Genomic DNA, 26,426 nt, shown 5'->3' with positions numbered 1-26,426 from the left:
TGAATTGTCCGCGCTGAAAACAAAAAAGCCGACCCAAAGGCCGGCTTTCGATTGAGAGATGGCATATGCCTTACTGGCAGACGCGGAAGCTTTCCATGTGCCAGCCGCCATCATAGGCGTTGCGGACCTGACGATCTTCGAACCAGCAACGTGGCGGAGGTGGCGGTGGCGGTTCTACGTAGCGTGGGCCACTGCCGTTCACCAAAGCGCCGCCGATAATTCCGCCGAGAACACCGGCTGCAATACCACCAGCGATCACTCTACCATCGTGATTGCGGTGCTTGCGCGGCGGGTCACGATAGGGAGGTGGCGGTGGGCCGCGACGGTCGTAGCGATACGGACCATCATAATATTGGGCCGAAGCGCTTTGCACGCTGGCCAGAACTGCGCCGCTGGCGATGACCGCGGCAAGCGTTGTGAGAAGAATTTTTTTCATTGCGGGCTTCTCCATGTGAGCCGAACCGTCCTGCGGTAGCGCCTCAATATGCTCGCAAAATGGCACGATATTGATGAACAAGTCCTGAACGTCGAAAGTTGAAATGCACCAGATTTTCTTTCCGGGGTTTTCTGGCGAGGCGTACCGATAGCCAGCACACTGGCCTTTCGCGCATAGGTAATGGAGGCTATGGCTGATTTGCTTCCTCCACGGGAGGAGCTCCCAAGTCCTGAAAGCCAATCAGGCAATAGCTTAGCCCCGCCTTTTGGTGGGGCCTTTTTTATTGTACGCGCTGCTCCGCACCGCCCTCAAATATTTTTTTCTATTGCACGCAACCTTTTTTATAGCCCCGCCGTTATGCAGCCGAGACTTCACGTCTCGATTCCCCTCTCGACTGATAACCCGCCCTGTGCGGGTTTCTTTTTGCGCACTAAATTATGTCGCGATGGCTGACCTAATTATTTCGCAGAGCGTACCGATTATGTGCAATATGCACTATCTCGCCGCTGCTATTCTGATTTATGAAATTGACATCGCTCAAGGGCTTTGCCCAACTTTTCCCCGAGCGAACAACCTGCCCCGCCCATGTCGCGGGGCTTTTTTGTTTCGGCATTGGAAAAGAGTGTCAGCGCAGCAATGGCTGCACGGGTACCGCAACGTCCACTCTCGGCCCAACCCGACCATGATCGTTGTGGTCATTCAGCAGGTCACGGAACAGGTCGATGATGGCCGGAGGCATGTTTCTGGAAAAGTCATCAAATATCTCGCTGGCGCGATTCCATGAATAGATCGCCATCAGCGTCAGAATGAGCAGCAGCAACCACGGCCAGATGGGCTTTCTGCGTGGCGGCCTGTCTTTTACATTCTCTTCGATCGTCATCGTAAAGACCCTTAGCTTCTGGCTTTATCGTCTTCCGTAACGCGGCTCGCCGCCCGGCGCATAGGCTGCCTTCTGCAGGAAACGGAAGATATTGCCGCATTGGGCACAGCGTATCATGTACTCGGCGGGATTTCCCGAAGGCCGCTCCGTCCTGAAACCGGCAGGCATTTCGTCTACCCGAAAATCGACGTCGGGATTGACCTTCTCATCGATCTCCGACGCTTCCGCAAAGCCGCTATGGCCGCATTTGGAACATTCGAGTTTGCGGGAATATCGATCGCGTGAGGCCATGGTGCATCCTTTGTTTCGGGACAGGTAGCAATCGGCACGCGCCAGTTCAATACATATTGCCGAGCTACACACCTCCTTACCCACGAAGCTCTGTATTGTTTTCAATCAAGCCCGGCATTTTATCGGCTTCAGATACTATTCATAAACCACTTGGTAACGCCATCGCTCTAAAGTTGGTGGGTGAAAAGTCTGGCGGGGCGTGTCGGACGGAACAGTGGCATGCGATTAAAGAGTTCAACCGTGTTGAAAAAAATATCTGAGGGACTACGGCGCGCTATAGGCGTGACGTCTTTTGCAAAGGCAATGCTATTTGCGACGGCGGTAACGGTAGCATCCGTTTCTTCCGTGCAGGTGGCGAATGCTGATCCCAAATATGCTGGTATCGTTATCGATGCCAAAACAGGCAAGGTTTTGTACAGCGAAGATCCAGATGGTTTGCGCTATCCAGCGTCGTTGACCAAAATGATGACGCTCTATTTGACCTTCGAGGCTTTAAGCGCCGGCCGCATATCCTTGAATTCGACTGTCCCCGTTTCAGCAAATGCTGCCAAGGAGCCTCCAACCAAGCTTGGTGTGCGCGCTGGCGGTTCTGTAACGGTCGAGCAGGCCATTCTCTCGCTTGTTACTTTGTCTGCCAACGACATCTCGACCGCACTCGGTGAGTATATTGGTGGCTCTGAAGAGCGTTTCACACGGATGATGACGGCTAAGGCTCGCGCCCTTGGCATGACGCGCACAACCTATCGCAACGCCAATGGATTGCCGAATACTGCCCAAATGACCACGGCTCGCGACCAGGCCCGTTTGAGTATGGCATTGCGTCAGCATTTCCCGCAATATTACGGCTACTTCAGCACGCGCTCCTTCAATTTCGGAAAACGCGTCATCGGCAGCCACAACCGCCTCGTAGGCACCGTTCGCGGCGTCGACGGCATCAAAACCGGTTACACCCGCGCAGCAGGCAGCAACCTTGCAACATCCGCACAGCTCGATGGCCGCTCTATCGTGGCCGTTGTTCTCGGTGGTCGCTCCAGCGCGGCGCGTGATGCGACCATGCGCAAGCTGGTTGCCGAATATCTTCCGCAGGCATCTCGCAGCGGTAGCGGCAATCTTATTGCTGCGACACCATCTGTACCTATCGAAGAGCCTGTTGCTGTCGTGGCCACTGCACCAACCTCCTCTGCTGGTCTTCCAAATGCCGGCCCTGTTCCGCAGGCCCGTTATGCAGATGAAACACCGGTTTCCGCTTTCGCTCCGGCCCCTGCCAATGCCGCGGTTGCTGCTATGGATGTGGCAACGCGTCCAAAGGCTGCCGCACGGCCTGTTCCACCCGCACCTGTCAACATGAAGCCGGATCGTTCGCTCGTGACGAACTCCACCAAGGTTGACAACATCGTGACGGCATCAACCGCCCCTGCCCCATCGACTTCCGCCAATGCGGGTTGGGTTATTCAGATCGGCGCATCGCCGGACGAAGGCTCTGCACGCAATCTGCTCCAGTCCGCACAGGACAAGGGTGGCAGCCTGCTTCGCACAGCCAAGCCCTTCACGGTCGCCTTCAGCAAGGACGGCGCCCAGATGTATCGCGCTCGTTTCGGTGGCTTCGGTGACCAGAACCAGGCGGTCAATGCATGCAACGCTTTGAAAAAGAAGGGCATCAGCTGCTGGGCATCGCTCCAGTAAGCGGAAGACGTTTTGGGCACCGGTGATGGTTATGAAAATTCAGATTACCGGTTCCTCTCCTCGAATTGTATTGTGTAACGAGGCTTTCCAGATGGCGATCAACGAAAACTATTCGGACATTGCAGCAGGTAAAGGCAGACAACAGAGTCTTTCCGTGCTTCACCCGATCCATGAAGCAGCAATGAGAATTGCCGATTTAGGCTTGAACAAATCGCGCCACAAGACGCGCGATCTGGTCAACCTTCTGCTTTGCCACGGCGCACGCGCCTGGCGCAGCAACCAGCCGGAAGCGAAGATTCATCTTCATATTTCGTGCCGCTCCGGCCGCAGCGCAATCCATATGCGCCTGCGCTGACCAGCGACGATCCACAAAAAAGCCCTGCGAAACATCGGTTCCGCAGGGCTTTTTCTTGTCTGGTATTTGGTTCGTCTGAAAAGTTCGGCTTATGAGAAACGCAAAAGCGGCGGATTTTCACCCGCCGCCCCCACTATCAATCTCAGCTATCACTTTCCGGCGTCGGATCGGTCGCGGGCGCATTGCTGTCGGCAACCAGACCATCTGCCTCGGCTTCACCGAGCGCTTCGACCTCGTCTTCGCCTTCCGGCTCATTGATACGTTCGACAGACACGACCTTTTCGTCCTTGGCGGTCAAGAAGATCGTCACGCCCTTGGTGGCGCGGCTGGCGATGCGGATGCCGTTGACCGGCACGCGGATCAGCTGACCACCATCGGAAACCAGCATGATCTGGTCCTTGTCCTCAACCGGGAAGGCAGCGATCAGCTCACCGATTTCCGCAGTCTTGGATGTGTCGGTGGCACGAATGCCCTTGCCGCCACGACCGGAGGTGCGGAAGTCGTAAGACGACGAACGCTTGCCGAAGCCCTTTTGGGATACAGTCAGCACGAACTGTTCGCGCAATTTTAGTTCCTGATAACGGTCTTCAGGAAGATCACCTTCTTCAGAGACCTCTTCGCCAACCAGCGTGATGTCTTCTTCATCCACACCTGCTGCACGGCGCTCTGCAGCCGAACGCTTGAGGTAAGCCGCACGCTCCCATGGCTGGGCATCGCTGCTGCCAACGATGGTCATGGAGATGATGCGATCACCCTCGCCCATATTGATACCGCGTACACCGACCGAATTACGGCCCGCAAACACGCGAACATCATCGACGGAGAAGCGAATGCACTGACCCAGCGCCGTCGTCAGCAAGACGTCGTCGCGATCTGTACAGGTTTCAACGGAGAGGATTTCGTCGCCCTCTTCGTCCAGCTTCATGGCGATCTTGCCGTTGCGGTTGACCTGAACGAAGTCCGACAGCTTGTTACGGCGAACCGTTCCGCGAGTTGTCGAGAACATCACGTCGAGCGTTTCCCACGTCGTCTCGTCTTCCGGCAGTGGCATGATGGTGGTGATACGTTCACCTGCCTCGAGAGGCAGCATGTTGATCAGCGCCTTGCCCTTGGACTGAGGCGTGCCGATGGGCAGGCGCCAGACCTTTTCCTTGTAGACGATACCGCGCGAGGAGAAGAACAGAACCGGCGTATGCGTGTTGGCCACGAACAGACGGTTGACGAAATCCTCGTCGCGCGTTGCCATGCCGGAGCGGCCCTTGCCGCCGCGACGCTGCGCCTTGTAGGTCGTCAGCGGCACGCGCTTGATGTAACCCAGATGCGATACGGTTACGACCATGTCTTCGCGGGCGATGAGGTCTTCATCGTCCATGTCAGGACCGCCTTCGACGATGATACTACGGCGCGGTGTGCCGAATTCATCGCGCACGGCGGCCAGTTCATCCTTGACGATCTGCTGGATGCGGATGCGCGACGACAGAATATCGAGATATTCGCTGATCTCAGCGCCGATCTTGTTCAACTCGTCGCTGATTTCATCGCGACCGAGAGCCGTCAGGCGGGCAAGACGCAATTCGAGGATGGCGCGCGCCTGCTCTTCCGAGAGGTTGTAGGTGCCGTCTTCGTTGATGCGGTGGCGCGGGTCGTCGATCAGCAGGATCAGGCTTTCCACGTCAGATGCTGGCCAGCGGCGCGTCATCAGCTGTTCGCGTGCCGTCGCCGGGTCTGGTGCCTGGCGGATAACGCGAATGACTTCATCGATATTGGCAACCGCAATCGCCAAACCCACCAACACATGCGCGCGGTCACGCGCCTTGCGCAGAAGGTATTTGGTGCGGCGGCTGACGACTTCTTCGCGGAAGGAGACGAAGGCGCGCAGCATGTCCAGAAGCGTCATCTGCTCCGGCTTGCCGCCATTCAGCGCCACCATGTTGCAGCCGAAAGAGGTCTGCAAAGGCGTGTAACGGTACAGCTGGTTCAGAATGACTTCGGCATTGGCGTCGCGCTTCAGTTCCACCACAACGCGGTAGCCCTGACGGTCGGACTCGTCGCGAAGGTCGGAAATGCCTTCGATGCGCTTGTCCTTGACCAGTTCGGCCATTTTCTCGATCATCGACGACTTGTTCACCTGGAAGGGAACTTCGGTGATGATAATCTGCTCACGGTCACCACGCATCGGCTCGATGGTGGCGCGACCGCGCATGATGACGGAACCACGGCCCGTCTCGTAAGCCGAGCGGATGCCAGAGCGGCCAAGAATGAACGCGCCGGTCGGGAAGTCCGGGCCCGGAATGATCTGCATGATATCCGGCAGCTCGATTTCCGGATTGTCGATCAGAGCGATACAGCCCTCGATGACTTCGGAAAGATTGTGCGGCGGAATGTTTGTGGCCATGCCGACGGCAATACCGCCCGCGCCGTTGACCAGCAAGTTCGGGAACTTCGCAGGCACCACGACGGGCTCGGAGAGCGTGCCGTCATAGTTATCGCGGAAATCGACGGTTTCCTTGTCCAGATCGTCCAGCAACGAATGCGCGGCCTTTTCCAAACGGCACTCGGTGTAACGTTCGGCTGCTGGCGGATCGCCATCGATGGAGCCGAAGTTGCCCTGACCGTCGATCAGCGGCAGGCGCAAGGACCAATCCTGCGCCATACGCGCCAGCGCATCGTAAATGGCGGAGTTGCCGTGCGGGTGGTATTTACCCATCACGTCCCCGGTTACGCGGGCGCATTTTACGTACTTCTTGTTCCAGTCGATGCCAAGCTCGGACATGCCGTAAAGAATACGGCGATGAACTGGTTTCAGTCCGTCACGAACGTCTGGAAGCGCACGGCTGACGATAACGCTCATGGCGTAATCGAGATACGACCGCTGCATTTCCTCCATGATGGAAATCGGCTCTATGCCTGGCGGAAGCTTTCCGCCGCCTGGGGGGCTCTGGTCAGTCAAATCGGATCACATTCTATGTTAAGAATCGGATGGATTTTTATAGCGGAAACAGGGCTAAAGCGCCAATTTCCAGCGCCGTTATGAACAGTCTTTTGCGTCATTTGCAAGACGATACACAGTTTTCTCCGCAGCCACGGCAAAAACCGGCAGATCGGGGTTTCAAACACGCGCCGACTTACCTACCATTGCCAAAAAACAAGCACGTAACGCAACGGCGCAGCCTTTGATTTGCGGCCCATAAGCGGGGAAAACATGGCAAGCACTGAACTTCTGGTCAACGCTCTGACCACAATGCTGGTAACGCTGGACCCGCCCGGCCTCGCGCCTGTGTTTCTGGCGCTGACGGCAGGCATGACGCGTGCGCAGCGTGGTCAGGTCGCTCTCAGAGGCTCCATCATAGGCTTTGGCATTCTGGCCATGTTTGCGCTGTTCGGAGCGTCCATTCTTGAGGTGCTGGGCATCTCGCTGGGTGCCTTCCGCATTTCCGGTGGCCTGCTGCTGTTTTGGATTTCCTTCGAAATGATCTTCGAAAAGCGGCAGGAGCGTAAGGAAAAGACCTCGGAGATGGCGATTACGCTCGACCATATCCAGAATATCGCCGTCTTCCCCCTCGCCCTTCCGCTTATCGCCGGGCCGGGTGCGATCTCCGCGACCGTGCTGATTTCCGGCTCCATGGAAAACAGCTTCGAAAAGGCCATCTTCATTCTGCTACTGGCTTTCAGCATGCTGCTGGTTTTTGCCGCGCTGCTGGCCGCAGATCGTCTGGATCGCTTCCTTGGCAATACGGGCCGCGCGATCCTCACCCGCCTTCTGGGCGTGCTGCTGGCGGCGCTTTCCGTGCAGTTCGTGGTCGATGGCGTGAAATCGGTTATGGCCACCTGACGAGATACAGACAGCGCGGGCTTTTCTGCTAAAACGCCAACTCCCGACGAGAATCGAGAGTTTGCAGAATGCGAAATCTGTTGCGCCTTATCGTGCCCGAAGCGATGCCGGTCAGTTATAAGGAGCGCTTTCGCTCCGCAACCGGCGCTCTAATCGGAATTCTCATCACGGGCTTCATCGGTCATCTGGCAATCGGCAACAGTGCCGCCCTGCCAGCGCTGATCGCACCCATGGGTGCCTCCGCTGTACTACTCTTTGCCGTCCCCTCAAGCCCGCTTGCGCAGCCCTGGCCCATTCTCTGCGGCAACATCGTTTCCGCTATCGTAGGCGTAACAGTGGCGCTTCTGGTTGCCAATCCCTTCATCGCTGCGGCGCTCGCCATCAGCATCGCCATAGCCGCTATGATGGCGCTGCGCTGCCTGCATCCGCCAAGCGGTGCGGTGGCATTGACGGCGGTTCTGGGCGGATCGGCCATCCATGATCTCGGTTACGGCTTTGTGCTTTGGCCGGTAGCTGGCAACTCCATCGCGCTTCTGGCTGTGGCGATCATCTTCAACAATCTCTCGGGCCGCCGCTATCCGCACGCCATGCGTCCGCAGCCCGCCAGTCACGGCACGAAAGACCCTGACCCCATCCAGCGCATCGGCTTTTCATCCACCGATCTCGATGATGTCCTGAAAGACTTCGATCAGGTTCTGGATATCGACCGAGACGACCTCGAAACCATTCTACGCCGCACGGAACTGCGCTCCTACCGCCGCCGCGCCACGCATCTCGATTGCGCCAGCATCATGTCCCGCGACGTGGTGGGCGTCGCCCCCGACGATGCCCTGAAAACCGCACACGCGTTGATGCGCAACCACCATTTCAAGGCATTGCCAGTGACAAACGACAGTGCCGAAGTCGTCGGCATCGTCACTCAGACGGATTTTCTCGACAAGGCAAGCTGGACCAACGGTCGCCCCACCATCGGCCTCCTTCAGCGCATAAGACTGATATTTTCGGGACGCAGCGCGCCGAACGGTACTGTCAAGGATATCATGACATCGCCGGTCAAGACCGTATCACCCAAGACGCCGATAGAAGATGCAATCATCATTCTGGCAGAACAGGGCCTGCATTATCTCCCGGTCGTTGATGACAACAACAAGCTCGCTGGCATCATTTCACAATCGGATGTGATGGTGGGCATGTTGGCTGATAAGGTGGAAAACAACCAATGAGGAAAGATCGCGCTTGAGATAATCCTCACGCCAGAACAATGACTGACCACCGGTCTTCCTTCGGCAACATCGGAACATATGAGCACTCGCAAGGAGGCAGCGACGAGCATCACCCGCCGCAGCTCGTCTCGATGAGGCCAGCCCTACCGCTTCGCCTTCAAAATCCGCTTCCAGATGGTGCCACCGAGAAACTTGTTGAAGACCACGAAATAGGCGACCATCAAGGCAAAGGACAGAAGGGCTGGCATACCATTAAGCTGGAAACCGTCCTCTGTCCGTCCTCCAAAGACGGTCGCGACCAGAAAACCAAAGACCCAGAAAGCCGTAAAGAAATCCAATATGAAGGCAAGTACGATGCGCCATGTGGCGGGTTGACTGCTTGGTGTTGCTGTCTCTGTCATGCTTGCCCCCTAAATTGAAATTTAAAAATCAGAACGGAATGTCGTCATCCATATCATTGGAGAAGTTGCCCGCAGGCTGGCCGCCACGGGAAGCGCCACCGCGAGAAGACGATGGCTGGTCGTTGCCGCCACCATAATTTCCACCGCCGCCGCCATAGGAAGAGCCGCCAAAATCGTCTCCGCCACGGCTTGCTCCGCCACCACCGCCTTCACCGCGGCCATCGAGCATGGTCAGCGTGGAGTTGAAGCCCTGCAGTACGATCTCCGTGGAATAACGGTCGGCGCCGGTCTGGTCCTGCCATTTGCGGGTCTGAAGCGCGCCCTCGATGTAGAGCTTTGCGCCCTTTTTGACGTATTGCTCGATGACCTTGCAAAGACCTTCGTTGAAGACAACGACAGAGTGCCATTCGGTCTTTTCTTTTCGCTCACCGGAATTGCGGTCGCGCCAGCTTTCGGAAGTGGCGATACGCAGGTTGGCAATCGGTCGACCATCCTGCGTGCGGCGAATTTCCGGATCTGCACCGACGTTTCCGAGCAAAATTACCTTGTTTACGCTGCCAGCCATCTTTTCATCCTGTCCACCGGCCTTCATGGCCAGCATATATCCTGTTCAAAATCTTAGGCCACCATAGACCATCGTTCGACACCATGGGCAGCAGATGGAACGACAATCCACAAGGAATGTTCTTTCATCACGCGTCCACTTGCCAATCGTTCATCTTTTGTTCTATTAAAGCTACACCAACGAGTCAAGCGCTGCGAAAAGCCGACACGAATTACCTAATATACCTCGACACACCGTTCTGCGTCATTACATAAGAGCCAACGCCTCCCAACGAGTATTTCCGAGCCATCTCATGAGTGAATTAAAGACGATTTCGATCCGTGGTGCCCGCGAGCATAATCTCAAGGGCATCGATCTGGATTTGCCACGCAACAAGCTGATCGTCATGACTGGGCTGTCGGGCTCGGGCAAATCTTCGCTCGCCTTCGATACGATCTATGCGGAAGGGCAACGACGCTATGTCGAGAGCCTGTCTGCCTATGCGCGCCAGTTTCTGGAGATGATGCAGAAGCCGGATGTGGACCAGATCGAAGGGCTGTCGCCTGCCATTTCCATCGAACAGAAGACGACCTCGCGCAATCCGCGCTCGACGGTCGGCACTGTCACGGAAATCTACGACTATATGCGCCTGCTGTTTGCGCGCGTCGGTGTTCCCTATTCGCCGGCAACCGGCCTGCCGATCGAAAGCCAGACGATCAGCCAGATGGTCGACCGTATCCTCGCCTTCGAGGAAGGAACACGGCTTTACATCCTTGCGCCGATGATCAGAGGTCGTAAGGGCGAGTATAAAAAAGAGCTGGCCGAACTGATGAAGAAGGGCTTCCAGCGCGTGAAGGTGGACGGGCAGTTCTACGAGATTGCCGACGTCCCGGCGCTGGATAAGAAATACAAGCACGACATCGACGTGGTCGTGGACCGCGCCGTGGTGCGCCCGGATATGGCCGCACGTCTGGCAGACAGCCTCGAGACCTGTTTGAAACTTGCAGACGGTCTGGCAGTCGCGGAATTTGCCGACAAGCCCCTGCCGCCGGAAGAAACGTCAGCTGGCGGATCTGCCAACAAGTCGCTCAACGAAACCCATGAGCGGGTGCTGTTCTCGGAAAAATTCGCCTGCCCCGTATCGGGTTTCACGATCTCCGAGATCGAGCCGCGCCTGTTTTCCTTCAACAATCCTTTCGGTGCCTGCCCGACCTGCGATGGCCTCGGCTCTCAGCAGAAGGTGGACGTCGCGCTCATCGTGCCGGAGCCTGCGCGCACATTGAAAGATGGCGCGGTAGCACCCTGGGCCAAGTCCTCTTCGCCTTATTATAACCAGACGCTGGAAGCGCTCGGTAAAGCCTTCGGCTTCAAGCTTTCCAGCCGCTGGAAGGAACTGACGGATGCGGCCAAGAAGGCGATCCTGAACGGAACCGATGAGAAGATCGAGTTCCAGTATCAGGATGGCGCTCGCTCCTACAAAACGGTCAAGAATTTCGAAGGCATCGTTCCGAACCTCGAGCGCCGCTGGAAGGAAACCGACAGTGCCTGGGCGCGCGAGGAAATCGAGCGCTACATGTCGGCAGCCCCCTGCCCGGCCTGCGCCGGTTATCGCTTGAAGCCGGAAGCGCTGGCGGTGAAGATCAACAAGAAGCATATCGGCCAGGTCACCGAGATGTCGATCAAGGTCGCGCGCGACTGGTTCGAAGTCCTGCCGGAATCACTGAACGCCAAGCAGAATGAAATCGCCGTCCGTATCTTGAAGGAAATCCGCGAGCGCCTGCGGTTCCTGAATGATGTCGGGCTGGATTATCTCAGCCTGTCGCGCAATTCAGGCACCCTGTCCGGTGGCGAGAGCCAGCGTATTCGCTTGGCGTCGCAGATCGGCTCAGGTCTGACAGGCGTTCTCTACGTCTTGGACGAACCCTCCATCGGCCTGCACCAGCGCGACAATGCTCGCCTCCTGGATACGCTCAAGCATCTGCGCGATATCGGTAATACCGTGATTGTGGTCGAGCATGACGAAGACGCCATTCTGACGGCGGATTACGTGGTCGATATCGGCCCTGCCGCCGGTATCCATGGCGGCGAAGTCATTGCCGAGGGCACGCCGCAAGAGGTCATGGCCAACCCGAAGTCGCTGACCGGCAAATATCTGTCCGGCGAACTGGGCGTGGCCGTTCCTGCAGAACGCCGCAAGCCGAAGAAGGGCAAGGAAATCAAGGTCGTCGGCGCGCGCGGCAACAACCTCAAAAATGTCACCGCATCTGTCCCACTCGGCGTTTTCACGGCGGTGACAGGCGTGTCCGGCGGCGGCAAGTCGACCTTCCTGATAGAGACGCTCTATAAGTCCGCTGCCCGTCGCGTCATGGGCGCGCGTGAAATTCCGGCGGATCATGATCGAATCGATGGCTTCGAATTCATCGACAAGGTCATCGATATCGACCAGTCGCCGATTGGCCGCACACCACGTTCCAACCCTGCCACCTACACGGGCGCATTCACACCGATCCGTGACTGGTTTGCCGGCCTACCGGAGGCCAAGGCGCGCGGTTATGCGCCTGGCCGCTTCTCCTTCAACGTCAAGGGCGGTCGATGCGAAGCCTGCCAGGGCGATGGTGTCATCAAGATCGAAATGCACTTCCTGCCTGATGTCTATGTCACCTGCGATGTCTGCCACGGCAAACGCTACAATCGCGAAACGCTGGATGTGACTTTCAAAAGCAAGTCGATTGCCGATGTGCTGGACATGACGGTCGAGGAAGGCGTCGAATTCTTCTCCGCCGTTCCAGCGGTGCGGGATAAGCTGCAATCACTCTTCGATGTCGGCCTCGGCTATATCAAGGTCGGGCAGCAGGCGAACACTCTGTCAGGCGGTGAAGCGCAGCGCGTGAAGCTTGCCAAGGAGCTGTCGAAACGCTCGACCGGTCGCACGCTCTATATTCTCGATGAGCCGACCACCGGCCTGCATTTCCATGACGTCAACAAGCTCTTGGAAATGCTGCATGAACTCGTCAACCAAGGCAATTCCGTCGTTGTCATCGAGCATAATCTCGAAGTCATCAAGACTGCGGACTGGGTGATCGATATCGGTCCCGAAGGGGGCACGGGCGGCGGCGAAGTCGTCGCGACCGGCACGCCGGAGCAGATCGTCAAGGAAAAGCGCTCCTATACGGGTCACTTCCTGAAGGAACTGCTTGAGCGCCGCACGGACAAGAAGGCTCAGGCGGCAGAATAATCGACCAGACTGGCATATAATAGCGACGTTGACGGGAGGCTAGAATGAGCAAGACAGGCACGATCCGCACCGGCATTGGCGGCTGGACTTTCGAGCCATGGGAAGGCACATTTTATCCTGACAAGCTGCCGAAGCGACGCCAGCTGGAACATGCCAGCAGCCTGCTCAAAGCAATCGAAGTCAACGGCACCTATTATGGAAGCCAGAAGCCCGAGACCTTTGCCAAATGGGCATCGGAGGTGCCTGAGGGTTTTGTCTTTTCGCTGAAGGCCAGCCGCTTTGTGACCAATCGCAAGGTGCTGGCCGAGGCCGGTGAATCGATGACCAAGTTCCTGACGCAGGGACTGACGGAGCTTGGCGACCATCTCGGCCCGATCCTCTGGCAGTTTGCGCCGACGAAGAAATTCGAGCCGGATGACTTCGCCGCCTTCCTGGCGCTTCTGCCGGAGAAGCAGGATGGGCTAACGCTTCAACATGTCGTCGAAGTTCGCAATCCGAGTTTCCAGGTGCCCGAGTTTATCGAGCTACTGGCCAAGCATAAGGTCGCCGTGGTCTGCGCAGATCATCACGACTACCCGATGTTGCCGGATGTGACCGCGGATTTCGTCTATTGCCGCCTGCAAAAGGGCGAGGACGATATCGAGACTTGCTATGCCGAAAAGGACGTGAAGGGCTGGGGCAAACGTCTTCAGACCTATGCGGACGGTGGCGTGCCGGATGATCTGCCATTGATCGCACCGGATCGCAAAGCCGAAAAGACGCCGCGCGATGTCTTTGCCTTCTTCATCACCGGTGGCAAGGTCAATGCGCCCAATGGCGCACAGTTGTTGCAGACGCTGGTCTAGGCAGCAAAGCTGCGATTTGCCTTAGACAGCAATGCTTTCCGGGCTTGTATCAAAGTTGATGGCGGCGAATGCAGCAGCAATCACCTCTGGCCCGGCACCCGGGCGTGTCGCATCGCTGGACAGAATCTGGCGGAAGCGGCGTGCGCCCGGCAGCCCCTGAAACAGCCCGACCATGTGGCGGGTGACATGGTTCAGCCGCCCGCCCTTGTCGATGTAATCCTGCGCATAATCCATCATGGTGTCGCGCAATCTCATCCAGTCCGGTGCGGTTGCCGCTTCTCCGTAGATACGATGATCGACATCGGCCAGAATGGATGTGTTGTGATAGGCCGCGCGGCCCAGCATCACGCCATCCATATGTTTTAAATGTTCTTCGGCCTGAGCGAGATCGGTGATGCCGCCATTGATGCCGATGAAGACCTCAGGATTTGCCTGCTTTATGCGATAGACAAGCTCGTAATCGAGTGGTGGCACATCGCGGTTTTCTTTTGGCGACAGGCCCTGTAGCCAGGCCTTGCGCGCGTGGATCCAAACAGCGTCTGCGCCTGCAGCGACAACGCGCGCAATAAAGTCAGGCAGCACCGTCTCCGGCTCCTGATCATCCACGCCGATCCGGCATTTGACCGTCAAAGGAACGGTCGCAACGGCTCTCATCGCCTCCACGCACCGGGCAACCGTTTCCGGCTCCCGCATCAAACAAGCGCCGAAGGTGCCTGACTGCACCCGGTCGGACGGACAGCCGACATTGAGGTTGATTTCGTCATAGCCATAATCGCCGGCAATCTTCACCGCTTCGGCAAGCTTCGCCGGATCAGAACCACCGAGCTGGAGCGCTACGGGATGTTCCTGTTCGTGATAGCCCAGCAGCTTGTCCCGCTGACCATGAATGATCGCATCGGCCACGATCATTTCCGTGTAAAGCAGCGCATGGCTGGAGAGCTGCCGGTGCAGAAAACGACACCTTGTATCCGTCCAGTCGATCATAGGTGCCACGGCGAAAATCTTGGCGCCGGTTGCGAGTGCGTGCTTATACATGGATTGCGAAACCTCTTTCTGCGGGGCTTCTACCGCAATGTAGGCAATAATGCCAGTTTTCTGCCGGAGCCGATTTTAAACTGGAAATCCCGGCAGAATCGCGGGACAAACGTCACCTGAAATCAGGAGCCAAGCCCATGTCCGCGACCGTCATTCCCGTTCCCCCAACTGTTTTGCTGCCGGTTGAAGGCACCGACGAAACCTTTCCCGTGCGCCGGGTCTATTGCGTCGGGCGCAATTATGCCGACCACGCCATCGAAATGGGGCACGATCCATCGCGCGAACCGCCGTTCTTCTTCCAGAAGAATGCGGACAATCTGCTGCCTGCGGGCAATGATTTTCCTTATCCGGCGCTCTCATCGAATGTGCATTATGAAGTGGAATGCGTGGTTGCCCTGAAAAGCGGCGGCTCGGATATATCGGTGGATGACGCGCTGGAGCATGTCTGGGGTTATGGCGTCGGCATCGATATGACGCGCCGCGACATGCAGGATGCGCTGAAGAAGATGGGCCGTTCCTGGGAAAGCGCAAAGGCATTCGAATTTTCCGCGCCCGTCTCCCCGCTTGTCCCGGCTTCCAAAATCGGCCATCCGGCAAAGGGTGCCGTATGGCTTGAGGTCAATGGCGAGCGCAAGCAGTCGGGTGATCTCGACCAGATGATCTGGAAGACGGCGGAAATCATTGCTGAGCTTTCCAAGCTCTTCACGCTGGCGGCAGGCGATGTCATCATGACGGGTACACCGGCGGGTGTCGGCGCTATCGTGTCCGGCGACCGGATCGATTGCGGTGTGGATGGTGTTGGAACGCTATCCGTGAAAATCGCTTAAGCGAGGATAAGATATGCCTCTTTACCGGCTTGGCGAACGTGTACCGCAAACTCCTGCCCCGGATCGCTACTGGGTGGCGCCCGATGCCGATGTCATCGGGTCCGTCACGCTTGGGGAGGATGTCGGCATATGGTTCGGCGCGACGCTGCGCGGTGATAATGAGCCGATCACCGTCGGTCGCGGCAGCAATATTCAGGAAGGCGTGATGGTCCATGCCGATCCAGGCTTTCCGGCCATCATTGGTGAGGGCTGCACTATCGGCCACCATGCCATCATCCACGGCTGCACGATTGGCGATAACTCGCTGGTCGGCATGGGCGCTACCGTGCTGAACGGCGCGAAGATCGGCAGGAACTGCTTGGTTGGCGCCAATGCGCTGGTAACTGAGGGTAAGGAATTTCCCGACAATTCACTGATCGTCGGCTCGCCTGCCCGCGCCATCCGCACTTTGGATGACAAGGCAGTCGAGGGCTTGAAGAAGTCTGCGAAGAACTATGTCCGCAACTGGCAGCGCTTCGCCAGGGATTTGCAGCCGCTCTGACGTCAGGCGGCGCAGGCTTCGCAGAGGCCGCGAATTTCTATCGTCGTCTTTTCCGCCTTGAACTTTTTGCTTTTCACCCAATCGCCCAGACGGTGGTCGATCTCGTGATCGTGGAACTCTGTCACCTGTCCGCAGGCATTGCAGATTGCAAAGGCCACGGTGCCGTGGTGATGCGTGCAGCAATCCGACTTGGTATGCGAGCAGGCAACGAAAGCATTGAGGCTTTCCAGCCGGTGCACGAGGCCGAATTCGATAAGCTTCTCCAGCGCGCGATAGACCTGTAGCGGTGCGCGGAAACCCGCGTCACGCAGCTTGTCGAGAATGACATAGGCGCTGAGCGGCGCTTGCGAACGGGTCAGCGCGTCGTAAACCAGAGACTGGTTGCGCGTAAGGTTCTGAGTGGTCATGGACGGCCTCCTTGCTCTGCCTTTTGCGCCAGTTTCGGCGCGGGCAGAAGACTCAAGATGAAAAGCATAACGGCGGCAACGACGATGGATGGGCCGGATGGCGTGTCGTAATGCAGCGACCCCATCAACCCGCCAACCACGGCTACTGCGCCGATGACAGATGCCAGCACGGCCATGATTTCCGGCGTGGAAGAAAAACGGCGCGCGGTGGCTGCGGGAATGATCAGCAGCGAGGTGATCAGCATAATGCCAACAATCTTCATGGCAATGGCGATGACGAGCGCCATCAGCAGCATGAACAGCAGCTTGGAACGCTCCGGCCGCATGCCCTCCGCCTCCGCCAGTTCGGCATTGACGGTCGAGGCCAGAAGCGGCTTCCAGAGATAAGCGATGGCAAACAGCACCACCACGCCACCACCCCAGATGAGATAGATATCCGAGACGGAAACCGCCAGAATATCGCCGAACAGGAAAGCGACGAGGTCGATGCGGACCCACGTCATGAAGGCGACGATGACGAGGCCGAAGGCGAGCGCCGAATGCGAAAGAATGCCCAGCAGCGCATCCGCCGACAAAGCCTGACGGCGTTGCAGGAATAGCAGCAGCAGCGACACCAGCGACGCGACGAGGAAGACGCTGACGATGAGGTTCAGCTGAAACAGCAAAGACAGCGCCACACCCAGAAGGGCGGAATGCGCCATCGTATCCCCGAAATAGGCCATGCGCCGCCACACGACAAAACAGCCCAACGGTCCCGCCATGAGGGCGACGCCAACACCGGCAACCATGGCCCGCACGAAGAAATCGTCAAACATGCTTTTCTCCATGGGCATGGTGGTCATGGGAATGATCGTGGCCAACGTGATCGTGATCATGATGGTCATGCCCGCAGCCACACGCATCGTCGTCGCCATGCGAATGCGCGGCGTGATGATGACCGTCTTCCGGGTGACAATGGTCCGTCACAGAACCATCGGCATGCTGCACACGTCCGTCCGGCAGATGGGTGTGGTCATGATGGTGGCTGTAGACCGCAAGGCCGCGCCCTGCCATTCCGCCAAACAACTTCATATATTCAGGGCTCTGGCTTACCATCTGCGGTGTGCCGCGGCAGCAGACATGGCCGTTGAGGCAGATCACCGTATCGGTCTCGGCCATCACCACATGCAGATCGTGCGAAATCAGCAGAATGCCGCAGCCGGTGGAATTGCGGATGTTCTTTATAAGATCGTAAAGCGCGATTTCGCCGGAGAAATCCACCCCTTGCACGGGCTCGTCCAGAACGAGCAGATCCGGCTTACGGGCAATGGCGCGGGCCAGCAGCGCGCGCTGAAACTCCCCGCCTGACAGATGCTGGACTTCGGCCTTGGCCAGATGGGTAATGCCGGTGGCGTTGAGGGCAGCATCGATTTCCCGCGCGGGCAATTGTCCGGTCAGCGTCATCAAGCGGCGCACGGTCAGCGGCATGGTCCAGTCGACGGACAGTTTTTGCGGCACGTAGCCGACCTTCAATCCGCCAATGCGCGAGACATGCCCCTCATCCGGTTTCAACACGCCCGTCGCCATTTTGGCGCTGGTGGATTTTCCGGAACCGTTGGGGCCGATCAGCGTCACGATCTCGCCGCGGGTGACGGAAAACTCTACGCCACGCACCAGCCAGCGACCGTTTCGTCTCACGCCCGCATTGGAAAGGGAGACGAGATGTTCGTCACTTTTGACTGGCGAATGAAGCATGTGTTTTTCCGATTGTCGGTGTTGCCTATGGCTATTGCATACGTTATAGCGTTACGCAACATATGTAATAACATAACAAATCCATACAAGTGGAGCATACCGCATGAAATCACTCGCCACGCTTCTTCTGGCCTCCGCAGCCATGATTGCGTCTTCCAACGCCATGGCAGCGCCCAATGTGGTGGTGTCGATCAAGCCGATCCATTCGCTTGTCGCCGCCATCATGCAGGGCGTGGCAGAGCCGAAGCTGATTGTCGATGGCGGCGCATCTCCGCACACATACAGCCTCAAGCCTTCCAATGCGCGGGCGATTGAAAGTGCCGACGTGGTGTTTTGGGTCGGTGATGGCCTTGAGAAATTCCTGGAAAAGCCGCTGCAATCGCTGGCAGGCAAGGCAACCGTGGTGGAACTGGATGATGCGCAGGGTATCGAGAAACTGCCCTTCCGCGAGGGTGGCCCTTTCGAAGCGCATGACCATGGCGATCATGAAGGTCACGACCACGCGGAAGAAGCTGGCCACGATCATAACCATGAGGGCGAGCACAAGCATGAACACGCAGATGGCCATGACCATGACCACGGCGAGTTCGACATGCATCTCTGGCTCGACCCCACCAATGCCAAAGCCATGGCTGTCGAGATCGAAAAGACATTGATGACGGCCGATCCGGGCAATGCGCAGGCCTATCAGGATAACACCAAGAAGCTGGTGGATAATCTCGATGCGCTGGACAAGGAAATCACGGCAACCGTGGCGCCCATCAAGGATAAGCCATTCATTGTCTTCCATGATGCCTATCAGTATTTTGAACATCGCTACGGCGTGAAGACTGCGGGCTCCATCACCGTCAGCCCGGAAAACATTCCCGGCGCGGATCGCATCAAGCAAATCCACGCCAAGGTGAAAGAACTGAACGCAACCTGCGTCTTCGCCGAACCGCAGTTCGAGCCGAAGCTGGTCAACGTCGTCATCGAAGGCACCAATGCCAAGTCCGCGACGCTCGATCCTGAAGCTGGCACGCTGGAGGCTGGCCCAGACCTTTACTTCAAGCTGATGCGCGGCATCGCGATATCGCTGAAAGACTGCCTCTCTTAAATCGAAGCGCAATCGATGGAAGGTGGCTTTGGCCGCCTTTCATTTTCATCGCACATGTAATGGTATAACAAAACAGGAATACATCATGATACGGAAGCTGCCTGTAACCGTCCTGTCCGGTTTTCTCGGTGCGGGAAAAACCACGCTCCTCAATCACATCCTGGGCAATCGCGAAGGCCTGCGAGTCGCCGTTATCGTCAATGACATGAGCGAAGTGAACATCGATGCGGCGCTGGTCCGCGATGGCGGCGCCAATCTTTCGCGCACGCAGGAGCAGCTGGTGGAAATGACAAATGGCTGCATCTGTTGCACGCTGCGCGACGACCTGTTGAACGAGGTTCGGCAGCTGGCCGAGCAGGACAGGTTCGACTATTTGCTGATCGAATCCACCGGCATCGCGGAGCCCCTGCCCGTGGCCGCGACCTTCGATTTTCGCGATGAGAATGGCCAGAGCCTGTCCGATGTCGCAGTGCTGGACACGATGGTGACGGTCGTCGATTGCGCCAATCTGTTGAAGGATTACGGCTCAGCGGATTTTCTGGCGGATCGTGGAGAAACGGCGGGTGATGGTGACAACCGGACGCTGGTCGATTTGCTGGTCGAACAGATCGAATTCGCCAATGTCGTCATTCTCAACAAAGTCTCTACAGCAACCGATGCGCAGCGAGACGCAGCGCGCAAAATCATCGTCGGCCTCAATCCCGATGCGAAGCTGATCGAGGCGGATTTCGGCAAGGTGGAGCTCAAATCCGTTCTGGGCACAGGCCTGTTCGATTTTGCCGAGGCAGAAACGCATCCGCTGTGGTTCAAGGAATTGCACGGCTTCAAGGGCCATGTGCCGGAAACGGAAGAATATGGCATCCGCTCTTTCGTTTACCGCGCCAAACGCCCGTTCGATCCGGCCCGCTTCCATGCTTTCATCAACCGGGATTGGCCGGGCGTCATCCGCGCCAAGGGCTTCTTCTGGCTGGCCACGCGGCCTGATCATGTCGGCGAAATCAGCCAGGCGGGCGCATTGGTGAAAACGGGCAAGATGGGCCTGTGGTGGTCATCGGTACCGAAAACCCATTGGCCGGAAGACCCAGGCTTCGAGCGGATGCTAGCGCCCTATATGGACAATGTCTGGGGAGATCGCAGACAGGAAATCGTCTTCATCGGTGCAGACCCGATGAGCGAGGCCGCCCTTCGCAAGGAGCTGGATGCCTGCCTGATCGATGCCAAGGTGTTTACACCCACGGCGTGGCGGCATCTGAAAGATCCATTCCCGGACTGGAGCCGACAGGCAGCATGAGAAAACCGGAACGCGTATCGAATTTCCGCTGCGAAGCCGTGACGGATGACATCGCCCTTGAAAACGACTGCGGCCATGGAGGAACTCCACGGCCACAGCAGGAAAGGCAGGTCGGCTTAACGCGCAGCGGCAAGACCGATGATGAGACCGCTGACGGCGTTGATCAGCAGATATTGGTTATCGACGCGAACCCAACGTTCACCACGACGCGGTTCTCTCAGATTGTGGCGGCGGTAGTCGCGGCGATCCACAAAGTGATGACGGTCTCTCGCCGCTAGGCGCTGGCCGCGGTCCCAACGATGCTTCTTGACGATGACCTTCTTCTTTGTGATCGTCCGCTCCACAGTCACATGGCGGCCGCGATCATCGTGACGGCTTTGGGCCTGAGCTGCCAGGGGAGCTGTAAGAACGGTAGCGGCCAAAAGAACGGAGAAAAACTTTTTCATCGGTGTTTCCTTTCGTGAAGTGATGGCTTGACCCTATCGTCACAACAATGAATGGAAACTGAACCGGGAAATTACAATTCCGTAATGGTTGTTAATGCTTAGCGCGATCACTTAAAGTTTATGTCGAATATTTCGCGCGGAAAAGCCGCCCCGAAACATCCGGGGCGGCCTGCTGTCTCACTTCTTCAGTTCGGCGGATTTTGCCCAGAGATTAATGTCCGCATCCTTGGCGAAACGATCGATTTCCGCCAGTTCTTCTGTTGTGAAATCCGGCTTGTCGAGCGCTTTGACGCAGTCTTCGACTTGCTCGGGACGGCTGGCACCAATCAGTGCCGTGGTGATGTGACCGCCACGCAGCACCCAGGCAATGGCCATCTGCGCCAGCGTCTGGCCGCGACGTTCGGCAATCGCGTTCAGCCCGCGAATGTTTTCGATGTTGCGCTCGTTGAGGAAGGCAGGGTTCAGCGACTTGCCCTGGCTGGCGCGGCTGGCTTCCGGCACGCCACCGAGATATTTCGTGGTGAGCATCCCCTGCGCCAGCGGCGAGAAAACGATGGAGCCGATGCCAAGTTCTTCCAGTGTATCGACCAGACCATCCTCTTCAATCCAGCGATTGATCATCGAATAGCTGGGCTGGTGAATGATGCAGGGCGTTCCGAGTTCCTTCAGGATCGCGGCGGCCTCGCGAGTGCGCTGAGAATTATAGGACGAGATGCCGACATAAAGCGCCCTGCCCGACCGGACGATATGGTCCAGCGCACCGCAGGTTTCTTCCAGCGGCGTATCGGGATCGAAGCGGTGGGAATAGAAGATATCCACATAATCCAGCCCCATGCGCTTCAGGCTCTGATCACAGGAGGAGATGAGATACTTGCGGCTGCCCCACTCGCCGTATGGGCCTGGCCACATGTTGTAACCGGCCTTGGAAGAGATCACCAACTCGTCGCGATAGCCTGCAAAATCCGTGCGCAGGATTTCGCCGAAGGCCGTCTCCGCACTACCGGGCGGTGGGCCGTAATTGTTGGCGAGGTCGAAATGGGTGATGCCCAGATCAAAGGCCTTGCGGCAAATATCCTGCTTGGTTTTGTGTGAAAAATCATTGCCGAAATTGTGCCAGAGGCCCAGCGAGATCGCCGGAAGCTTCAGGCCTGATTTGCCGCAATGATTATATTTCATGGACGCGTAACGATTTTCAGCCGGTTGCCAGGCCATGGATAGTCCTCCCTGTATGGATATCTGACCTGCGACAATTGCCGCAGGTTTGGGTGTGATGAAGTGGAGCGTAAAGAGATGCCGCTATCGTTTCAACCTTGAGATTGCGACGAATAGAGATCGAAAATCTTGAAGGTTGGGCGGGATGTTTGTTCCCCGTCCTGCGGCGAAAACACGATCCGTCTGGTCTCGCCTGCAGCCAGATCGAAAAGATTGTCGGAATAACGCCCGGTTACATCCGCTTCGATCATCACGAAGAGTGCAAGCCCAGTGGAAGAGACTTCTACCTCAAACTGCCCGTCATCCAACGACTTGACGTGGTGCGTGAGGCCGGAGAACTGGAGGTCCAGCGCCTTATAGGTCTCAGGCACATGGTGACCCTCGCCGGTCATGCCGTTGGAGGCAATGAAGTTCCAGGAAAGCAACGCTCCAGCGGCCAGCTGCTTCATGTCGATTTCCGTCATGGTCACGGCTGCGTCCGGCCCACAGGTTCCGCTGGCGGATTTCAGCGGCGTGCGTGTGCCATCGGTCGCAAGTGCGAAGATGTTCATGTCGATCTCCACCTCCTCCGCCGTGTCGTTGACGGTGGAAAAGCGAATGGTGCTGCCATCTTCGGATGGGATGGCCGAGACAGTCACGGGCTGGAAAAAGCGCCGCGCGGCATAATGCAAGGCCTTCCAGCTGCCGCCATAATCGAGGCTCGACCACGAAGCCACCGGCCAAGTATCGTTCAGCTGCCAATAGAGCGTGCCCATGCAGTGGGGTTTCAGCGAACGCCAATATTCGACCGCGGTCTTGATGGCGAGAGCCTGCTGCACCTGACTGATATAGACGAAATTCTCGAAATCCTTCGGAAAACGGAAATAGCGGAACATGGTGCCGGCGATCCGCTCATTGCCACCAGCATTCTTCTGGTGAAGCTCGATGACCGGCGAAGAGATATTCATGTCCTTCTCATCCGCATAGGTCTTGATGACAGGCATGGATGTGTAGGACTGGAAACCGAATTCCGAGCAGAAGCGCGGTTTCACGGCACGGTAATTGTCGAAGGATTTGTTCTCGTGCCAGACGGACCAGTAGTGCATGTCGCCGGAACCATCCGAGTGCCAGGCATCGCCGTAATCCATATAGCCGGATGCCGGGCTGGAGGGCCACCATAGCGCGGATGGTGCCGCCTTCTTCAGTGCTTTCTCGATTGTCCGGTTCAGCCGGTCATAGGCCACCAGATAGCGGTCGCGATTATCACGTGATTGATCGAACCATGTCAGCGCGCCGACAAGCTCATTGTCACCACACCACAGCGCGATGGACGGATGCGATGACAGGCGCTTTACCTGATAGGTGACCTCGTGTTCGACATTATCCAGAAAATCGTCGGTGCAGGGGTAAAGGTTGCACGCGAACATGAAGTCCTGCCAAACCATCAGGCCCATCCGGTCACAGAGATCGTAGAACCAGTCCTGCTCGTAAAAGCCGCCGCCCCAGACACGGATCATGTTCATATTGGCTTCGACAGCCGAGGACAGCAAATCCTCGGTCTTTTCACGGCTGCTGAGCGAGTGAAGCGCATCGGCCGGAATCCAGTTCGCACCCCGGCAGAAAATCTCCCGACCGTTGATGCGGAAGGCAAAGCGGCTGCCCGCCTCATCCTTGTCCGTCAGCAGTTCGATGGTGCGAAAGCCGATCTGCCGCGTCGCCGTTTCATCCGGCAGTTCCACAGTCAGCGTATAGAGCGCCTGCTCCCCGCTGCCCGCCGGCCACCAGAGCTTTGGCTTTTCGACGAAGAAGACATGCCGCAGCACGGTCTCGCCAGCATTGACGCCGCAATCCAGCCGCAGCCTTTCATCGCCAAGCGAAAGGTGGATCGGCACGCTCGCCGCCTGCGCGGCATACAACGCGACCTCCACATGCAGTTCCACACCGCCATCCACGTGGTGCTGCGAGGTGCTGATATGTTCGATCCGCGCCGTATCGAGCCGCCGCAATGCGATGTCGCCATAGATACCGAGCGGCGCCAACGCGATGTTCCAGTCCCAGCCAAAATGGCACTGCGGCTTGCGCAGCATGTTGCCATGCGGGATGGGGGAGTTGCCGGGATGGTAAGGAACATAAAACGGCTGTGCCGCCTGCCGCTCTTCTCCGGCCTTGATGCTGGAGTGGAAATGAATGCGGATGACATTTTCACCCGGAACGATGGCACTGGTTACATCCGGTCTGTAACGGCGAAAGCAATTGTCGGCAGACAGAACCGGCACGTCATTCAGAAAAACGACGGCGACCGTATCGAGATAATCGACATCCAGATACCAGTCTGCATCGGCATCATCGATGTTGAAGCGGCGCTCTATAATCCAGTCCCGCTCTGCCACCCATTGCACGTCATTCTCATTGCGTCCGAAATAGGGGTCGGGAATGATCTTCGCCTCGCGCAAGGCGCTGTGCACATCGCCGGGAATTTCAATCCGGGCGTCATGCTCACCGTCTGAAGATGAGAGTTTCCATTCACCGGATAGGTCGATTGCAACGTCGATTGCGTAAGATGATGTCATGTCCTGCCCTGTCATTTCGCCATGCCGCATTGGAAGAATTTTCAAGCACGCAACTGCGGGAAATGTCGTACACTGGCCTCGAAGCAGTGCACGCAATCCGTCCGCAAATGTCCACGAAACATGAAATTCTCCTCCCGGCGGCAACGTTACCGGAAAATTTTCCGGCGGTCACGGGGGATTAGCGGGAATGACGAAAGCGTAGACCTGATGTGACGAACCACAGCTACTATGTCCCGCGTTAAACGAAGTAAAGTTATTTTAAATCATAATGATATTTTATTTTTTTAAAGTGATTAACACGCTACTTGGAACATCGCTTTAACCCTCACGCCATCCAGCGAAGGCGAAAAGCATTTTAGCCTATCCTCAATAAAAACTCGACAGAAGAGCTGTATCGTTACAGTTTATCGTGCGGCGGCGACCTGAGAAAATGGCTCCGCGCTTTGCAATGTGAAAAAAGCAATCTACCATATGACGTACAGGTTATGGTGAGTGGCGACATGAATGATGGCATGAAATCCGATACGAGCGGCCAGGCACTGGCAGGTTACGAACGCCCCACACTCAAGACAATCGCCTATATGACAGGCCTCGGCATCACCACGGTTTCCCGTGCCTTGAAGGATGCGCCTGACATCGGCGCCGACACCAAGGAGCGCGTGCGTCAGGTCGCGCAGCAGATCGGCTACCAGCCTAACCGCGCTGGCGTTCGTCTACGCACCGGCAAGACCAATGTCATTGCACTGGTGCTGAGTGTCGATGAGGAGCTGATGGGCTTCACCACCCAGATGGTGTTCGGCATTACCGAGGTGCTGTCCAGCACCCAGTATCACCTCGTCGTCACGCCACATACGCATGCCAAAGATCCGATGATTCCGATCCGCTATATTCTGGATACGGGCTCTGCCGATGGTGTCATCATTTCCAAGATGCAGCCGGATGATCCGCGCGTGCGCTTCATGACGGAACGCAACATGCCCTTCGCCGCACATGGGCGCACCGATATGGGCATCGAGCATCCCTATCATGATTTCGACAACGAGGCTTACGTCTATGAGGCGGTGAGACGGCTGTCGCAATGCGGGCGAAAGCGGATTGCCGTTCTTCTGCCGCCCAAGCAATTTTCCTATCACGACTTCGCCCGCCGCGGCTTCGAGCGTGGCCTGCGCGATTTCGGCCTCAGCGAATTTCCGCTGCACGGCATCATCAGCAACGACACGCCTCTGGACCAGATCAAGGAGGTCAGCCGGACGCTGATGAGCGGTACGGATTGTCCAGACGGGCTGGTGTCGATCAGCGGCAGCTCCACCATCGCCTTCGTCGCGGGTGTTGAAGAAACCGGCAAAAAGGTCGGCACGGATATCGATGTCGTGTCCAAGCAGTCGGCAGACTTCCTGAACTGGCTGCGACCGGAAATTCACACGATGAATGAGGATATCAAGCTGGCGGGCCGAGAACTGGCAAAAGCCTTGCTGGCGCGCATCGATGGGAAGCCGGTGGAAGGTTTGCAGACACTTAGTCAGCCAGTCTGGTCCAGCCGCGCCCCGAAATTCGGCGCGTAAG

24 protein-coding genes are annotated in these 26,426 nt (G+C 57.2%); 11 read left to right on the top strand and 13 right to left on the bottom strand.

Going from position 1 to position 26,426, the window contains the following annotated elements; genetic code table 11:
* Positions 1 to 70: 70 nt before the first annotated feature.
* The 3 genes from ABUK73_RS01575 to ABUK73_RS01565 all read right to left on the bottom strand — a co-directional run bounded on the left by ABUK73_RS01575 (position 71) and on the right by ABUK73_RS01565 (position 1,607).
* The gene (locus ABUK73_RS01575) at positions 71 to 436 is read right to left on the bottom strand and encodes a hypothetical protein (RefSeq protein ID WP_353575747.1); all 366 of its coding nucleotides are present in this window, start codon (positions 434 to 436) and stop codon (positions 71 to 73) included.
* A gap of 625 nt (positions 437 to 1,061) precedes the next feature.
* Complete coding sequence (locus ABUK73_RS01570) at positions 1,062 to 1,316, bottom strand: hypothetical protein (protein ID WP_353575746.1); 255 nt, start codon at positions 1,314 to 1,316, stop codon at positions 1,062 to 1,064.
* Positions 1,317 to 1,340: 24 nt separating this feature from the next.
* Positions 1,341 to 1,607: a hypothetical protein gene (locus ABUK73_RS01565; RefSeq protein WP_113088216.1), complete on the bottom strand. Its 267-nt coding sequence runs from the start codon at positions 1,605 to 1,607 to the stop codon at positions 1,341 to 1,343.
* A gap of 303 nt (positions 1,608 to 1,910) precedes the next feature.
* Between ABUK73_RS01565 and ABUK73_RS01560 the strand changes: the two genes are divergently transcribed.
* A complete protein-coding gene (locus tag ABUK73_RS01560; RefSeq protein ID WP_454892318.1) occupies positions 1,911 to 3,290 on the top strand; it encodes a D-alanyl-D-alanine carboxypeptidase in 1,380 nt (459 codons plus the stop codon).
* Between the two features lie 91 nt (positions 3,291 to 3,381).
* Entirely contained in the window at positions 3,382 to 3,645 is a 264-nt protein-coding gene (locus tag ABUK73_RS01555; protein WP_113088218.1) for a hypothetical protein, read from the top strand.
* A 142-nt stretch (positions 3,646 to 3,787) separates the two neighbouring features.
* Here ABUK73_RS01555 and gyrA read toward each other — a convergent pair whose 3' ends face one another.
* Complete coding sequence (gyrA, locus tag ABUK73_RS01550; RefSeq protein WP_353575744.1) at positions 3,788 to 6,595, bottom strand: DNA gyrase subunit A; 2,808 nt, start codon at positions 6,593 to 6,595, stop codon at positions 3,788 to 3,790.
* Between the two features lie 252 nt (positions 6,596 to 6,847).
* Here gyrA and ABUK73_RS01545 point away from each other — a divergent pair, with 252 nt between their 5' ends.
* The gene (locus ABUK73_RS01545) at positions 6,848 to 7,477 is read left to right on the top strand and encodes a MarC family protein (protein WP_113088221.1); all 630 of its coding nucleotides are present in this window, start codon (positions 6,848 to 6,850) and stop codon (positions 7,475 to 7,477) included.
* Between the two features lie 68 nt (positions 7,478 to 7,545).
* A complete protein-coding gene (locus ABUK73_RS01540) occupies positions 7,546 to 8,700 on the top strand; it encodes an HPP family protein (RefSeq protein WP_353575743.1) in 1,155 nt (384 codons plus the stop codon).
* A 143-nt stretch (positions 8,701 to 8,843) separates the two neighbouring features.
* Here the strand turns inward: ABUK73_RS01540 and ABUK73_RS01535 are convergent, their stop codons facing one another.
* Positions 8,844 to 9,101, bottom strand: coding sequence for a hypothetical protein (locus tag ABUK73_RS01535; RefSeq protein WP_113088223.1), 258 nt, complete (start codon positions 9,099 to 9,101; stop codon positions 8,844 to 8,846).
* A 28-nt stretch (positions 9,102 to 9,129) separates the two neighbouring features.
* A complete protein-coding gene (locus ABUK73_RS01530) occupies positions 9,130 to 9,666 on the bottom strand; it encodes a single-stranded DNA-binding protein (protein ID WP_113088359.1) in 537 nt (178 codons plus the stop codon).
* Between the two features lie 292 nt (positions 9,667 to 9,958).
* Here ABUK73_RS01530 and uvrA point away from each other — a divergent pair, with 292 nt between their 5' ends.
* Positions 9,959 to 12,880 carry an excinuclease ABC subunit UvrA gene (gene uvrA, locus ABUK73_RS01525; protein ID WP_353575742.1) on the top strand — a complete coding sequence of 974 codons (2,922 nt, stop codon included), beginning with the start codon at positions 9,959 to 9,961 and terminating at the stop codon, positions 12,878 to 12,880.
* 44 nt (positions 12,881 to 12,924) lie between these two features.
* Complete coding sequence (locus ABUK73_RS01520) at positions 12,925 to 13,725, top strand: DUF72 domain-containing protein (protein ID WP_353575741.1); 801 nt, start codon at positions 12,925 to 12,927, stop codon at positions 13,723 to 13,725.
* Positions 13,726 to 13,746: 21 nt separating this feature from the next.
* Here ABUK73_RS01520 and dusA read toward each other — a convergent pair whose 3' ends face one another.
* A complete protein-coding gene (gene dusA, locus ABUK73_RS01515; RefSeq protein WP_353575740.1) occupies positions 13,747 to 14,760 on the bottom strand; it encodes a tRNA dihydrouridine(20/20a) synthase DusA in 1,014 nt (337 codons plus the stop codon).
* Between the two features lie 137 nt (positions 14,761 to 14,897).
* On the opposite strand from dusA, the gene ABUK73_RS01510 reads away from it, so the two are divergent.
* Positions 14,898 to 15,587, top strand: coding sequence for a fumarylacetoacetate hydrolase family protein (locus ABUK73_RS01510; protein WP_353575739.1), 690 nt, complete (start codon positions 14,898 to 14,900; stop codon positions 15,585 to 15,587).
* Positions 15,588 to 15,600: 13 nt separating this feature from the next.
* Positions 15,601 to 16,128, top strand: coding sequence for a gamma carbonic anhydrase family protein (locus tag ABUK73_RS01505; protein WP_353575738.1), 528 nt, complete (start codon positions 15,601 to 15,603; stop codon positions 16,126 to 16,128).
* Between the two features lie 2 nt (positions 16,129 to 16,130).
* On the opposite strand, the gene ABUK73_RS01500 is transcribed toward ABUK73_RS01505, so the two are convergent.
* From ABUK73_RS01500 to znuC, 3 genes are read right to left on the bottom strand one after another with little or no spacing between them, the layout of a single operon-like run.
* A complete protein-coding gene (locus ABUK73_RS01500) occupies positions 16,131 to 16,535 on the bottom strand; it encodes a Fur family transcriptional regulator (protein WP_062449313.1) in 405 nt (134 codons plus the stop codon).
* On the bottom strand, positions 16,532 to 17,350 hold the full coding sequence (znuB, locus tag ABUK73_RS01495; RefSeq protein ID WP_353575737.1) for a zinc ABC transporter permease subunit ZnuB: 819 nt from the start codon (positions 17,348 to 17,350) through the stop codon (positions 16,532 to 16,534). The genes ABUK73_RS01500 and znuB overlap by 4 nt, the downstream gene beginning before the upstream one ends.
* Positions 17,343 to 18,269 carry a zinc ABC transporter ATP-binding protein ZnuC gene (znuC, locus tag ABUK73_RS01490; RefSeq protein WP_353575736.1) on the bottom strand — a complete coding sequence of 309 codons (927 nt, stop codon included), beginning with the start codon at positions 18,267 to 18,269 and terminating at the stop codon, positions 17,343 to 17,345. The genes znuB and znuC overlap by 8 nt, the downstream gene beginning before the upstream one ends.
* A gap of 103 nt (positions 18,270 to 18,372) precedes the next feature.
* Between znuC and znuA the strand changes: the two genes are divergently transcribed.
* Together znuA and zigA are read left to right on the top strand one after the other, a co-directional pair.
* On the top strand, positions 18,373 to 19,365 hold the full coding sequence (gene znuA, locus ABUK73_RS01485; protein ID WP_353575735.1) for a zinc ABC transporter substrate-binding protein ZnuA: 993 nt from the start codon (positions 18,373 to 18,375) through the stop codon (positions 19,363 to 19,365).
* Positions 19,366 to 19,450: 85 nt separating this feature from the next.
* Entirely contained in the window at positions 19,451 to 20,656 is a 1,206-nt protein-coding gene (gene zigA / locus ABUK73_RS01480; protein WP_353575734.1) for a zinc metallochaperone GTPase ZigA, read from the top strand.
* A 116-nt stretch (positions 20,657 to 20,772) separates the two neighbouring features.
* Here zigA and ABUK73_RS01475 read toward each other — a convergent pair whose 3' ends face one another.
* From ABUK73_RS01475 to ABUK73_RS01465, 3 genes are all read right to left on the bottom strand, one after another.
* Positions 20,773 to 21,102: an RcnB family protein gene (locus tag ABUK73_RS01475; protein ID WP_353575733.1), complete on the bottom strand. Its 330-nt coding sequence runs from the start codon at positions 21,100 to 21,102 to the stop codon at positions 20,773 to 20,775.
* 177 nt (positions 21,103 to 21,279) lie between these two features.
* The gene (gene mgrA, locus ABUK73_RS01470) at positions 21,280 to 22,314 is read right to left on the bottom strand and encodes an L-glyceraldehyde 3-phosphate reductase (protein ID WP_353575732.1); all 1,035 of its coding nucleotides are present in this window, start codon (positions 22,312 to 22,314) and stop codon (positions 21,280 to 21,282) included.
* Between the two features lie 92 nt (positions 22,315 to 22,406).
* Positions 22,407 to 24,878 (bottom strand): beta-mannosidase, encoded by a 2,472-nt coding sequence (locus ABUK73_RS01465; protein ID WP_353575995.1) that lies wholly within the window; start codon positions 24,876 to 24,878, stop codon positions 22,407 to 22,409.
* 485 nt (positions 24,879 to 25,363) lie between these two features.
* On the opposite strand from ABUK73_RS01465, the gene ABUK73_RS01460 reads away from it, so the two are divergent.
* Entirely contained in the window at positions 25,364 to 26,425 is a 1,062-nt protein-coding gene (locus tag ABUK73_RS01460; protein ID WP_454892305.1) for a LacI family transcriptional regulator, read from the top strand.
* Position 26,426 lies beyond the last annotated feature (1 nt).

This window comes from Agrobacterium vacciniicorymbosi (assembly GCF_040427045.1).
In the GTDB taxonomy this organism is placed as follows: Bacteria; Pseudomonadota; Alphaproteobacteria; order Rhizobiales; family Rhizobiaceae; genus Agrobacterium.
This window is presented reverse-complemented; position numbering and strand designations above follow the sequence as displayed.